At 63.5% G+C, this 12889-nt stretch carries 12 protein-coding genes; 6 read left to right on the forward strand and 6 right to left on the reverse strand.

The window, feature by feature from the left end; all coding sequences use genetic code 11:
* Window positions 1-87 precede the first annotated feature (87 nt).
* Together AUCHE_RS08555 and AUCHE_RS08560 are read right to left on the reverse strand one after the other, a co-directional pair.
* Window positions 88-753, reverse strand: coding sequence for a carbonic anhydrase (locus AUCHE_RS08555; RefSeq protein WP_006502888.1), 666 nt, complete (start codon window positions 751-753; stop codon window positions 88-90).
* Window positions 750-2471: a fumarate hydratase gene (locus AUCHE_RS08560; protein WP_006502889.1), complete on the reverse strand. Its 1722-nt coding sequence runs from the start codon at window positions 2469-2471 to the stop codon at window positions 750-752. Before AUCHE_RS08560 ends, AUCHE_RS08555 begins: the two co-directional genes overlap by 4 nt.
* A gap of 426 nt (window positions 2472-2897) precedes the next feature.
* Here AUCHE_RS08560 and AUCHE_RS08565 point away from each other — a divergent pair, with 426 nt between their 5' ends.
* From AUCHE_RS08565 to AUCHE_RS08585, 5 genes are read left to right on the forward strand one after another with little or no spacing between them, the layout of a single operon-like run.
* Window positions 2898-4205: an extracellular solute-binding protein gene (locus tag AUCHE_RS08565; protein ID WP_006502890.1), complete on the forward strand. Its 1308-nt coding sequence runs from the start codon at window positions 2898-2900 to the stop codon at window positions 4203-4205.
* Between the two features lie 53 nt (window positions 4206-4258).
* The gene (locus tag AUCHE_RS08570; RefSeq protein WP_006502891.1) at window positions 4259-5167 is read left to right on the forward strand and encodes a carbohydrate ABC transporter permease; all 909 of its coding nucleotides are present in this window, start codon (window positions 4259-4261) and stop codon (window positions 5165-5167) included.
* Between the two features lie 39 nt (window positions 5168-5206).
* Window positions 5207-6034 carry a carbohydrate ABC transporter permease gene (locus tag AUCHE_RS08575; RefSeq protein ID WP_052024872.1) on the forward strand — a complete coding sequence of 276 codons (828 nt, stop codon included), beginning with the start codon at window positions 5207-5209 and terminating at the stop codon, window positions 6032-6034.
* Between the two features lie 32 nt (window positions 6035-6066).
* The gene (locus AUCHE_RS08580; protein ID WP_006502893.1) at window positions 6067-7332 is read left to right on the forward strand and encodes an ABC transporter ATP-binding protein; all 1266 of its coding nucleotides are present in this window, start codon (window positions 6067-6069) and stop codon (window positions 7330-7332) included.
* 56 nt (window positions 7333-7388) lie between these two features.
* Window positions 7389-8093 carry a DUF4245 family protein gene (locus AUCHE_RS08585; RefSeq protein ID WP_162137234.1) on the forward strand — a complete coding sequence of 235 codons (705 nt, stop codon included), beginning with the start codon at window positions 7389-7391 and terminating at the stop codon, window positions 8091-8093.
* Window positions 8094-8125: 32 nt separating this feature from the next.
* On the opposite strand, the gene AUCHE_RS08590 is transcribed toward AUCHE_RS08585, so the two are convergent.
* Window positions 8126-8383 carry an exodeoxyribonuclease VII small subunit gene (locus tag AUCHE_RS08590; protein WP_006502895.1) on the reverse strand — a complete coding sequence of 86 codons (258 nt, stop codon included), beginning with the start codon at window positions 8381-8383 and terminating at the stop codon, window positions 8126-8128.
* Window positions 8384-8388: 5 nt separating this feature from the next.
* Window positions 8389-9675: an exodeoxyribonuclease VII large subunit gene (xseA, locus tag AUCHE_RS08595; RefSeq protein WP_006502896.1), complete on the reverse strand. Its 1287-nt coding sequence runs from the start codon at window positions 9673-9675 to the stop codon at window positions 8389-8391.
* Between the two features lie 132 nt (window positions 9676-9807).
* Here xseA and AUCHE_RS08600 point away from each other — a divergent pair, with 132 nt between their 5' ends.
* Window positions 9808-10809, forward strand: coding sequence for a 4-hydroxy-3-methylbut-2-enyl diphosphate reductase (locus AUCHE_RS08600; protein ID WP_006502897.1), 1002 nt, complete (start codon window positions 9808-9810; stop codon window positions 10807-10809).
* A 46-nt stretch (window positions 10810-10855) separates the two neighbouring features.
* Here the strand turns inward: AUCHE_RS08600 and AUCHE_RS08605 are convergent, their stop codons facing one another.
* Both AUCHE_RS08605 and AUCHE_RS15635 read right to left on the reverse strand, forming a co-directional pair.
* A complete protein-coding gene (locus AUCHE_RS08605; protein ID WP_006502898.1) occupies window positions 10856-11980 on the reverse strand; it encodes a glycosyltransferase in 1125 nt (374 codons plus the stop codon).
* Between the two features lie 10 nt (window positions 11981-11990).
* Window positions 11991-12884 carry a glycosyltransferase family 2 protein gene (locus AUCHE_RS15635; protein ID WP_006502899.1) on the reverse strand — a complete coding sequence of 298 codons (894 nt, stop codon included), beginning with the start codon at window positions 12882-12884 and terminating at the stop codon, window positions 11991-11993.
* Between the last annotated feature and the right edge of the window lie 5 nt (window positions 12885-12889).

A 12889-nucleotide genomic window follows, 5' to 3' on the forward strand; every position in this document is an offset into this window, starting at 1 on the left:
GCTCCCAGGCCTCTTGAACCTCAAGCAAGTTGCTCTGCTCGTCCTCCGCCCCAGCACATCAGGCGGAGGACGACTGCGTTCAGAGAATCATTCGACGATCGTTCCGAGATAGTCCACGACCGTGGCATGCCCCTCGGCCAAGGCATAGGTCAACCCGATGATCGCGCAACTACCTCGATCCACGGTATTCCTGATGAGTTGAGAGCGCTCGTAGATGAGGTGCAACGTTTGGCGCACATGCTCGACCTCCACCTCGTCGGTGGTCGTAGCGCCGGCTCGATGCGCAGAGATCACACTGGGTGTGACCCTTTCGACGATGTCACGGATATAGCCCTTGGGCATCGACGCGTCGTTGTAGTGCCTGATCGCTGCTTTGACGGCGCCACATGAATCGTGACCGAGCACCACGATGAGAGGTACCGAGAGCTCTTCCACGGCGAACTCGAGGGATCCCAGGACTCCGTCGCTCAAAATGTGACCAGCTGTGCGGACGACGAACAGGTCGCCCAACCCCTGATCGAAGATCACCTCGGCGGCTACGCGGGAATCGCCACACCCGAAGAAGACCGCGAACGGAGCCTGTCCACCGGCGATCTCCCCTCGCCTGGCTGCATTCTGATTGGGATGATCCGGGGTCCCAGCGACAAAACGATCGTTGCCTGAACGCAACTCGGCCCAGGCCTGAGCAGGGGAGATCGGCCGGCCCGCTGTGGAGGCGGGGCCGGCCTTCTCCTGAGAGAGATCTGCAGTCACTTCACCGTTCCGGAATCGGGGCCAGGGCCCTGATCATCCAGGCCTGGCCGGGTCGTGATGGTGCTCTGGATACTTTTCGGACCGACCGTGGCAAAAAAGTCATTTCCCTTGTCGTCGACGACGATGAAAGCGGGGAAATCCTCGACCTCGATCTTCCATACCGCTTCCATGCCTAGCTCGGGATATTCCAACACCTCCACCTTCTTGATGCAATCCTGGGCAAGTCGTGCTGCCGGCCCGCCGATCGACCCCAGGTAGAAACCACCATGGGCTGCGCAGGCGTCCGTGACCTGCTTCGACCTGTTCCCCTTGGCCAGCATGATCATCGACCCGCCTGCTGCCTGGAACTGCTCCACATAGGAGTCCATTCGGCCAGCCGTGGTCGGTCCGAAAGAACCGGAAGGCATGCTCTCGGGGGTCTTGGCCGGCCCGGCGTAGTACACCGGGTGATCCTTCATGTACTGAGGCATCCCCTCGCCCGAGTCCAGTCGCTCCTTGATCTTGGCATGGGCGATGTCTCGCCCCACGACCAAGGTTCCGGTGAGAGAGACCCTGGTCTTGATGGGGTGCTGGGAAAGCTCACGCAGGATCTCGGGCATCGGACGGGACAGGTCGATCCGAACTACGTCTTCATCCTGACTGGGGAGATCGTCCTCGGTGACCTCGGGGAGATACTTCACCGGCTCGAACTCGAGTTGTTCGACGAAAACACCTTCGGGTGTGATCTTCCCGCGGCATTGCCGATCTGCTGAACAGGACACGGCGATGGCCACCGGGAGGGAGGCGCCATGGCGGGGAAGGCGGATCACTCGTACGTCATGGCAGAAGTATTTCCCACCGAATTGAGCTCCGATGCCCAATTCTCGAGTGAGTTCCAGAACCTTCTGCTCCATCTCGACATCGCGGAATCCGCGGCCGGTCGCAGCATTTCCTTCGGTGGGTAATTCGTCGAGATATTTAGCGGAAGCGTACTTCGCGCTCTTCAAGGCGAACTCAGCTGAGGTTCCGCCGATGACGATAGCCAGATGGTAAGGCGGGCAGGCGGCGGTGCCGAGTGAAGAGATCTTATCCCGAAGGAAATTCATGATCGACTCGGGGTTCAGGATGGCCTTGGTCTCCTGGAAGAGATACGACTTGTTGGCGCTGCCGCCGCCCTTGGCCATGAACAGGAATTTATACGTGTTCTCATGCCCAGGAGCAGTATCGGCATACAGCTCGATCTGTGCAGGAAGATTGTTTCCGGTGTTCTTCTCCTCGAACATGCTCACCGGCGCGTTCTGGGAGTACCGCAAATTGAGATTCGTGTAGGCCTCGTACACCCCGCGACTGATCGGCTCCTCATCGGTGCCCTCCGTCAGAACATGCTGACCACGCTTGCCCATCACGATCGCGGTACCTGTGTCCTGGCACATCGGCAGGACGCCGCCGGCTGCGATGTTGGCGTTCTTCAACAGGTCAAGAGCGACGAATTTGTCATTGGCACTGGACTCGGGGTCATCCATGATGCAGCGCAGCTGGTGCAGATGAGCCGGCCGCAGATAGTGGGCGATATCGTGCATGGCGGTCCGGGTCAACAACGTGAGAGCTTCCGGATCGACCTGGAGGAAGGTCCGACCGTCCGGTCCGGAGACCGTTCGGACGCCGTCGTCGCTCAGCTTCCGGTAAGGGGTCGGATCCTCGCCGATCGGCAACAGATCTTCATACACGAAGTCGCTCATCATCTTCTCCTCTGCCTTCGGGGCCGGAATCAGCGACGCAGGCGGGCGGCGCTGCCGGGGGTGGCGGGGCAGCCGGTGAAACGCCTTGGAAGAAAGCCCCGCACCAGCTGCCGTACCCCCTTCAGGGTATGCCGCGTCGGAACTGCTCAGATCGCTTCCCCGCAGGTCGTCCGATGTGGGACCTTCGACTCCCGGCCTCGCGGTATCACTGCCCGGGCCCCCCACCGAACCGGATATCGGGGAACATCGAAGCCCCCGACTCGCCGGACCCCGCGGATCGGAGACTCCGGCCTCACCTAATGGCAGGGTGAGGGAGAGGCATCGCTCGCGGTGCGATGCCCGAGCTGCCATAGAACTGAGCCGCAAAGAGACCTGACCCGGCGCGGCCCCGATCACAGACCGAGCCGGCAGGTCCGAGGAGCCGTGATGCGCAGAAGCCACAAGTTCGGACAGACGATAGCCGTCGTCACCGCAGCTGTCCTGGCCGGTGCCGGCGCGACTGGCTGCTCGAACCCTCCCTCCGCGCACGAAGTGGTCTGGTACATCAACCCCGACCGAGGGAACACCGACCCCACCCGCGGTGGCCAAGCCCAGCTCGCCAAAGAGTGCTCGCAGACCTCCGGCGGTGAATACTCCATCAAAGTGGTCATGCTCCCGAACAGCGCGAGCGACCAACGCCAACAACTGCTCAGACGCCTGGTGGCCAATGACGCCTCCATGGACATCATGTCGGTCGACCCGGCCTTCGTCTCCGAACTCGCGGAACCGGGCTACCTGGTTCGAGTGCCTGAGAACCTGCGCGCCCAATTCACCGATGGCGTCGTCACCGCCGCAGTCGACTCCTCTACCTGGAAGAACGAACTCGTCGGCGCTCCGCTGTGGGCCAACACCCAACTGCTGTGGTATCGCAAATCGGTGGCCCGAGCCGCCGGCCTGGATCTGACCCAACCCGTCACCTGGGACCAAGTGATCGATGCGGCAGCAGCACAACACCGAACCGTGGGCGTACAGAGTAAACCGTACGAGGGATACACCGTCTGGGTGAACTCCCTCATCGAAGGCGCGGGCGGCAAGATCATCGAAAAACATCCCGCTGACCCCAAGAACATGGAATTCGGACTCGCCGGAGAAGCTGGACGGAAAGCCGCGCAGATCATCAAGAAGCTCGATGAGCGCAATGTCGGCGGGCCAGCCATGGGCGCGAACGACGAGCCGGTATCCCTCGACCTCTTCTCAGACGACAAGAACGGTGGTTTCCTCGTCAACTGGCCCTACGTGTGGTCAGCGCTCCAGGAGAAGAACCCCAAGGCCGCTGAGGACCTGGGATGGGCCAGATATCCCAGGACCGTGCCGGACAAAGAGTCCCGACCGCCCCTGGGCGGCATCGTCCTAGGAGTCAACCGGGCCAGTACGAAACAGCAGAAAGCATGGAAAGCCATCAGCTGCTTGACCGATACACCCCGGCAGAAGCTCTACATGTCAGGCAGCGGCAACCCCGCAGCCCGGCGTGCTGTCTACACGGATCCCGAGATCCTCCAGAAATTCCCGATGGCACCGATGATCCGAGAATCCCTGGACGCAGCTGCGCCCCGCCCCAAATCCCAGTACTACGGGGACATCTCCACCGCCATCTACCAGATGTACAGCCCGCCGCACGCCATCGACCCCGACGCCATCGGCTCCGAGACCGCACACAAGATCAAAGCAGTCATCCAGGGAAAGGCACTCCTGTGACTGCCAGCACCGGAATCCGCCCAGAAGGGAAACGGACAAGGGGCGGGAAGAAAATGACACCGCATCAGCTGAACCGAAGACGGGACGAATACTTCCTCGGATGGAAACTTGCCGGACCGGCCTTCGTCATCATGCTGTCAGTGACCGCCTATCCCATCCTGCAGGCGATCTGGGCCTCCCTTTTCTCCCACCGGCTGACCGACCCTCAGGGACGTGAATTCGTCGGAGCGAACAATTACTTCACCGCACTGACCGATGCCGAATTCGGGAAAGCGATCACCGTCACTCTGGCCATCACCGCCGTCACTGTCGTGGCAGAACTTGTCCTCGGCATGATCATCGCCATGGTCATGCACCGGATCGTCTTCCCCCGCAAAGCGCTCCGGACCATCGTCCTGCTGCCCTACTCGATCATCACCGTCGTGTCCGGGTTCGCCTGGCTCTACGGGTTCAGAGTCACCACCGGATTCACGAACCACTGGTTGAACTTCCTGTCCGGCGGGCAGTTCCCCCTCACCTACGACTGGTTCGGTGACACCTGGAGCGCCCTCGCGATCATCTGTCTCTCCGAGATCTGGAAGACCACCCCGTTCATGTCCTTGCTCCTGCTCTCCGGCCTCGCACAGGTCGACTCCACCATGGAGGAGGCCGCGAAGGTCGACGGCGCTACCTTCCTCCAGGTACTCACCCGCGTCATCCTTCCGAACATGAAAGCCGCGATCATGGTCGCGCTGCTCTTCCGGACACTGGACGCCTTCCGCATCTTCGACAACATCTTCATCATGACCGGCGGCGCCGACGGAACCCGGTCCTTCTCGCTGCTCGCCTACGACCAGACCATCAGCAGGGTCGAAGTCGGGATGGGATCGACACTGTCCGTCCTGCTCTTCCTCTGTGTGCTGGGCATCGCCTACATCTTCATCAGATTCTTCAAGGTCGACCTGGTCGAAGGGAAAGGGTGACCCGTGACCTCCGACGCCAGCCGGAAAAAGACCTGGGTGATGACCGCCCTGGCCGTCCCGATCATGCTGTGGACCGTTCTGCCACTGCTCTGGATGCTCGCGCTCTCCCTGAAGAACTCCCGATCCCAGTCCGATGCCGACCAGAACCTCTTCGGCAACTTCTGGCCCAAGGAACCGAGCCTGGAGAACTACGACCTGATCTTCAACGGTGCGGCGCGCGAGCTCTTCCTGCCCGCACTGCGGAACTCTCTGGTCGTCTGCCTCTCCGCGACACTGATATCGGTGATCCTGGCGATGTTCTGCGCCTACGCCATCAGCAGACTGTCCTTCCCGGGACGACGGCTGATCCTGGGAACTGCCCTCGTGGTTTCCTTCTTCCCCGTGATCTCCCTGGTCACACCGTTGTACGACCTGTGGCGCCGGATCGGTCTGTTCGACACCATCCCAGGCCTGATCCTGCCCTATCTCTCTTTGACCCTGCCGCTGTCCATCTGGATCATGACCGCGTTCTTCAAACAGATTCCCTGGGAGATGGAACAAGCCGCTCAGGTCGACGGAGCGACCAGTTGGGAAGCCTTCCGGAAGGTGATCGTCCCGCTGGCCATGCCGGGAGTGTTCACCACCGCGATCATCACCTTCTTCACCGCCTGGAACGACTTCGTCTTCGCCATCTCGTTGACCTCGTCGGAGAAAGCCAGGACGGTGCCGGCTGCTCTGGCCTTCTTCACCGGATCCTCGCAGTTCGAACAACCCACCGGGGCCATCATGGCGGCCTCGGTGGTGGTCACCATTCCGGTGATCCTCCTGGTCCTGGTCTTCCAACAGCGCATCGTCGCCGGTCTGACATCAGGCGCCGTCAAAGGGTAGGAAACGACGAAGAAAGGGGGCAGGGAGCCTCGATGTCCTACATAGAGCTCGTCAACCTGGTCAAGAAGTACGGCGACGGATATCCCGCGGTCAACGACGTGAGCCTCGACATCAAGGACGGGGAACTCATGATCCTGGTCGGCCCCTCCGGCTGTGGAAAATCGACCCTACTGAGAATGATCGTGGGTCTGGAGGAGATCACCGGCGGAGACCTACGCGTCGACGGGCGGCGGATCAACGACCTGCCGCCCCGGGAACGCAACCTGGCCATGGTCTTCCAGAACTATGCCCTCTACCCCCACCTGACGGTCTACGAGAACATCGCCTTCCCCCTGCGGCTGAACAAAGGAGGCCTCAACGAGGCCTCGATCCGAGACCGCGTCGAACAAGCTGCAGCCATGCTCGAACTGACCGAACACCTCTCCCGCAAACCCGGAAATCTGTCGGGAGGACAACGCCAACGAGTCGCCATGGGACGGGCCATCGTCCGTGACGCGGACGCCTTCCTCTTCGACGAGCCGCTGTCCAACCTCGACGCCAAGCTCCGCGGACAGATGCGCACCGAGATCTCCCGGATGCAACGCTCCATGCAGATGACGACCATCTACGTGACCCACGACCAGACCGAGGCGATGACCTTGGGGGACCGGGTCGCCGTGCTGAAGAAGGGCGTCCTGCAACAGTGCGCCAGCCCGCGCGAACTCTACGAACAACCGGTCAACCTCTTCGTCGCCGGATTCATCGGTTCGCCCCCGATGAACTTCCTGCCCGCCCGGGTCGCCGACGGTCGGATGACTCTCCCCTTCGGGGAAGTACCCGTCCCATCGACGCTGAAGACGATCACCGAGAAATCCGTCGTCATCGTCGGCATCCGCCCCGAACATCTCAAGGACAGGAACCTCCACGAACAGCCGTCCCCCGAAGCCGTGCACTTCACCGTGCCCATCGACGTCACCGAATGGCTGGGCAACGAACAGTACGCCTACGTCCCCTACGAACCGGACCCCCAGGTGCAGAACAGACTGGCCGAACTCGACCGCGAACTCGACGGAGAAGGGCTGCGCACCCAGATGGTCGTCAACCTGGACGCCCGCAGCAGAGTACGTGAAGGTGAGAACGCCGACCTCTTCTTCGAGCCCGGGAACATACACATTTTCGACCCGGAGAGCGGGCTCTGCCTCAGCCGGGACGACGACGAGGCCGCACGGATCGCCGAGGAGAGCGAGCAGGACAGGCAGCGGGCGCTCGCACGTGCACAGGATCGTCAACGCGCGGAAGCCCGTCCCGAAACCCGGTGAGGAAGAGGGTGCGCGAACTCGCTGAAAGGGCAGCGGTGACGCCTAGCATGGACCGGGTGACCGGCATCGACCCCACGCAGACCCCCGCCCCGGACAGAGGCGGTCAACCCGGTGGCGGACAGGTCTCCTCACCGGACAGGAACCCTTCGGGGAGCGGAGTGGCGAGTACCCATGGACGGGGTAGCTGGCGCAGCCTCGTGATCTCCATGGTCGTGATGAGCTTGATCGTCTTCGCCGTCGTCGCGCTGATGCCGCGTCCGATGCCGCGGGAACGCGTCACCGTCGACGTCCGGCGTGCTGCCGACCAGATCCGGAGCGATCCGACCTGGCCGGTCGCACTTGTGGAAACCGGCGACGGGTGGCATCCCACCCTCGTCCGGCACGCCGCTGACAGCAAAGGTGTCCTCACCTGGCGGGTGGGATATCACCGGCGGCCCGATGACGACCGTTATGTGGTGCTCAGCCAGGCCCGGCCCGGGGACCTCACCGGGCAGGGTGTTCTGGACGCCTGGCTGGAACGTGAGACCTTGCGGTCAGAGGCCCAGGACGGTGTCGAGATCGCCGGTCGACGGTGGCATCGGCGAAGCGCCTCGATCGAGGGCGGGGCCGGTGAACGTGTCCGGCGCAGCCTTACTACGGATGCCGGTGCCGACGGTCTCGTGACCGTGCTGAGCGGAGAGGTCGATGAGAACACGTTGATGACTTTCGCTGCGGCGTTGCGTGCGCCCGAGTCCGCGCAGGCCTCGCCGATGTCGAGATGAGGAAGAGTCCTCTGCCGCGAAGCGCCGTGGTCTCAGGTGAGGTCCGCAGGTTCCTCGCCGCTCTGTAGCCGACGTTCTGCGCCTTCCAACCAGGACTCGCAGCGATCGGCTAGGGCCTCACCGCGTTCCCACAGATGCATGCTCTCCTCCAGGCCGATGCGTCCGCCTTCGAGGCGACTCACGATGGAGACCAGTTCGTCCCGGGCTTCCTCGTAGGACAGCTTCGCGACGTCGAGCTGCGCCGACGGCGGCTCCTGGAGATCGCTGCTGACGGGCGTTTCATCGTTCACGGAGGTCACCCTACGCCGGTGGCGGTCGACGAGGACGTATCGGGACATTCGGCAGGGGCGTGCCGCGGAGCCGGTATCACCGTCAGGATCTGGGCGTCGAAGGAACCATCGACCATTTTCACCCGTACAGATTCCTTCGGGGCCAGTTGCGTGCTGTGGGAAAGTAACCCGCCGCGTGGGCGTTCGACCACCGCGTACCCTCGCTGGAGGGTCGACAACGGGCTGAGCGTGCGAACCCTGGCCCGGAGGTGGTGGACACTGTCCTTCTCACGATGGAAACGCGCAGTCAGACAGAGGCGCATCCGGGAGCGCAGGGCCGCGGTCTCCTGCCGATACGGGGCGAGCATCGAGGCAGGATCGGCCAGCACCGGCCGGCTGCGCAGCCCTTCCAGGTGGCGTCGTTCGCCGGACAGTCGCGTACTGATGGCCTGGCCGAGCCGGACACGGACGGTGGTCAGCCCAGCTCGTTCCTCGGCGACATCGGGAACGATGCGTTTGGCGGCATCGGTGGGTGTGGAAGCTCGCAGGTCGGCAACGAAATCCAGTAGCGGAGTATCGACATCGTGCCCGATGGCGCTGACCACCGGGGTGCGGGCGGCAGCGACCGCGCGGACGAGTGCTTCGCTGCTGAACGGCAGCAGATCTTCGAAGGAGCCGCCGCCACGAGCGATGACGATGACATCGACCTGTTCGTCGTCATCCAGTTCGCGTAGCGCGCCTCGGACGGCAGGCACGGCGTCGATTCCCTGGACGGGGACCTCACGGATCTGGAAATGCACTGCAGGCCATCTACGTCGGGCGTTCTCCAGGACGTCTTGCTCGGCGGCGCTGGCCCGCCCGCAGATCAAGCCGACCGTGCGAGGTAGGAAAGGCAGCGGGCGTTTCCGGTGCGCGGCGAAAAGTCCTTCAGCGGCAAGGCTTCTCTTCAATTGTTCGATTCGGGCCAGGAGATCGCCTTCGCCGATCGGCTGGATCTGCTTCCCCTCCAATTGCAAAGTTCCCCGTTTTGCCCAGAATGTGGGCCGCGCGTGGACCACCACCCGAGAACCACTCGTCAACGGGGAGGGCAGGGCATCGACGACGGAACCGGGCAGAGTCACCGTCAGCGACATGTCGACCTCCGGGTCCCGCAAGGTCAGGAAACACAGGCGACCCGACCTCCGGTTGAACTGGACGACCTGGCCTTCCACCCACAACGGGCTCATCCGACCGACGTACTCGGTGATCTTCGTCGACAACAGACGTACCGGCCACGGATCGTCGACCGTTGTCGAAGCAGCCTTCTCCGGCAACGTCTTCCGGGAAACGCCACGTCCACTGGCAGGATCGCCCCGCAGACCATCCGGGTAGGAACGACTCGGCTGAGCAGGAGAGGACGACACACGGATCAGCGTAATCTCCGCGGCTGCTCCTACGATGGTCCGGTGAGCGAGAGCAAACGTGTGCTGCTGGCAGCGCCCCGTGGATACTGCGCCGGCGTCGACCGCGCCGTCGTGACCGTCGAGAAAGCCCTGGAGCTGTACGGGCCCCCGGTCTACGTGCGTAAAGAGATCGTGCACAACAAACACGTCGTGGACACCCTCGCCCGGCGGGGCGCGGTCTTCGTCGACGAGACCGAACAGGTCCCTGAAGGGGCCACCGTCGTCTTCTCCGCCCACGGAGTCTCCCCGGTCGTCCACGAGGAAGCCGCGACCCGTTCACTGAAGACGATCGATGCGACCTGCCCTCTGGTGACCAAAGTTCACCGGGAAGCGCGCAGATTCGCCGGCAGCGACTACGACATCCTCCTCATCGGCCACGAAGGCCACGAAGAGGTTGTGGGCACCTCCGGAGAAGCCCCCGAGCACATCACGATCGTGGACGGACCCGACGACGTCGACAACGTCCAGGTCCGCGACCCCGAGAAGGTCGTCTGGTTGTCCCAGACCACCCTGAGCGTCGACGAGACGATGGAGACGGTCCGCCGTCTCCGGGAACGTTTTCCCCAGATGATCGACCCACCGAGTGACGACATCTGCTACGCCACCCAGAACCGGCAACACGCTGTGAAACAGATGGCCGCCGAATGCGATCTGATGATCGTGGTCGGCTCCCGCAACTCCTCGAACTCCGTACGCCTGGTCGAAGTCGCCGTCGAGCACGGCGCGCGGGCCGGGCATCTCGTCGACTACGCCGCCGAGATCGACGACACATGGTTCGACGGGGTGAACACCATCGGGGTGACCTCGGGGGCCTCCGTACCGGAGATCCTCGTCCGGGATGTGCTCGCCGCGCTCGCCGAACGAGGGTATGTGAACGTCGACACGGTCGTCTCCGCGGAGGAGAGTCTGCTCTTCGCTCTGCCCAACGAATTGCGTCGTGAGATCAAGGCCCGAGGTGGTTCCTCGAAGATCCATCGGTCCGATATCGGCGGCCACCTGCACTGACAGTGCGGGTGCCTTCCGGTGGATTTCCACCGGAAGGCACCTCGTGTCAGGCCGTTCGTCCGCTGATCACCTGTTCGTAGACTTCGGACAGTCGTGTCGCGATGACCTGTGGAGAATGGTGGTCGACGGCATAGGAACGGATCGCTTCCCGGTCCCATCCGCGGCGGAAGGCCTCTTCCAGCCCGGCGGCGATCTGCGGCACGTCGTGCCCGGTCAACACGCCGGTGTCCTCGGTGACGAAACCTTCAGGGCCCCCTGACCTCGTGCTCAGCACCGGTAACCCGGCAGCCATCGCCTCGATGAGCACCACTCCGAAGGTCTCCGCCCGGGAGACCAGGGCGAACAGGTCGGCGGAGGCGAAATGCTCGGCGATCTCGGCGTGGGACAAGGAGCCCTCGAAGGAGACCCGATCTGCCATCCCCAGCTGGGCAGCCTTGGCCGTCCACTCCTCCCGTTGCGGTCCGCGACCGATCACGCTCAGACGGACGTCGTCCAAGGAGGACGAGGCCAACGCCTCGATGAGCGCATCGACCCGTTTGCGGGGTATGAGGTTGCCGACGGTGACGATCCGACGCGGGGAATGCTCCCGCCAGCGCAGGCGGGTGAAATTCTCCGCATCCACCAGATTCGGGATGTACACCGAGTCACGGCCGGTCAGGGCCGCGACTCGGTCCTGGAGCCCAGGGCTGACCGTGATCACGGCGTCAGCGCCGCTGTAGGCGATCCGGGCGCCTTCCAGCATGGTCGGCTCCACCTGGTCGGCCATCAAACCGGAGGTGTGCTCGGTGACGACCAGGTGGTAACCGTGACGGTGTCGCATCCGGGCCGCTGCAGCGGACCACCCGATGAAATGGCTGTGGACGAGATCCGGGGCGCCATGGGCGCGCACCGCGGTGCGGTACAACAACTCCCACGACGCAGCCACCCACCGGTAACCCCACCGGTACTGGAGACGACCCAGCGGGAGGCTCACCTCCACCACCGGGATGCCCTCCACCTCGCGGTGTCGGACACCCCACGGACGGCGATGCTGGACGAAACGGATGTCGAGAGCGCCGTACACGACCTGGTGTCCGGCGGCAGCCAGCGCCTTGGCCTGTTGGAACTCGAAAATGCCCAGGAGAGGCTGCCGGGGGTCGGGAACCCCACGGCCCAGAACGAGAATCTTCACAGCGGTCGATTCACCGGCCCTGGCGCCCGGAGAGAATCTTGTAGAACCGCTGACGCAGCGACCACAGGCGGGGATCCGACATGGCCGCGAGCGATCCACGTTCCGCTTTGGACAACCCACGCTGGGTCAGGACGCCCAGGACGTTGCCCTGACGGCGAGACTTCTCCGCGCTGTACAAGGCATCCAGGTGGACGCGGTCCTCGGCGGGGAGCAGGAAACGCTCCTGCTCCAACAACAACCGCCAGGCTTCGTGGCGTGGCGCGATCGAAGCGCTCATCGTCTCGAAATCACGCCCGCGCGGGTTCGAGTTGCCGCCGTGGATCCGGTATTCGAGGACGACCACCGGGTTACGGATGTACCGACGGGTCAGGGCGGGGCCGGCGAAACCCAGCCAGATGTCCTCACTGGGCAGGCTCTCTGGAATCGGGAAGACCAGATCGGCCAACTCGCGGGTGAAGGTCAGGACTCCGCCGGAAGCGCTGGTGGCGTCCCCTCGGGGAAGCTCCATCCCGTCGAATTCGGCGTCCTCGGAGAAGGAACGGAGTTTGTAAGCGGCCAGTCCCAGGTCGCCGGGGACGCAGGTGGCGATGTCGGCGGCCCGTACCGCCAAGGAGTCCTGGGGGAGCCGGTCGTCCCCGGCCAGGAGGACCACGGCATCTCCGCAGGAGGCTTCGAACGCCATGTTGAAGGCCTTGGCCTTGCCGAATTTTTCACCGTGGGCCACCAGACGGAACCTCGGGTCCGCCTCGGCGGCCTGCCGGATCACCTGGACCGTGTCGTCGGTGGAACCGTCATCGACGAACAGGACCTCCCAGTCCTCGTGTGTCTGTGCCTTCAAGGAATCGAGCATCTCCGGCAGGTGGGTCTGCTCGTTGTAGACCGGGGAGAGGACGGAGATCTTCACCGACC

This window comes from Austwickia chelonae NBRC 105200 (assembly GCF_000298175.1).
In the GTDB taxonomy this organism is placed as follows: domain Bacteria; phylum Actinomycetota; class Actinomycetes; order Actinomycetales; family Dermatophilaceae; genus Austwickia; species Austwickia chelonae.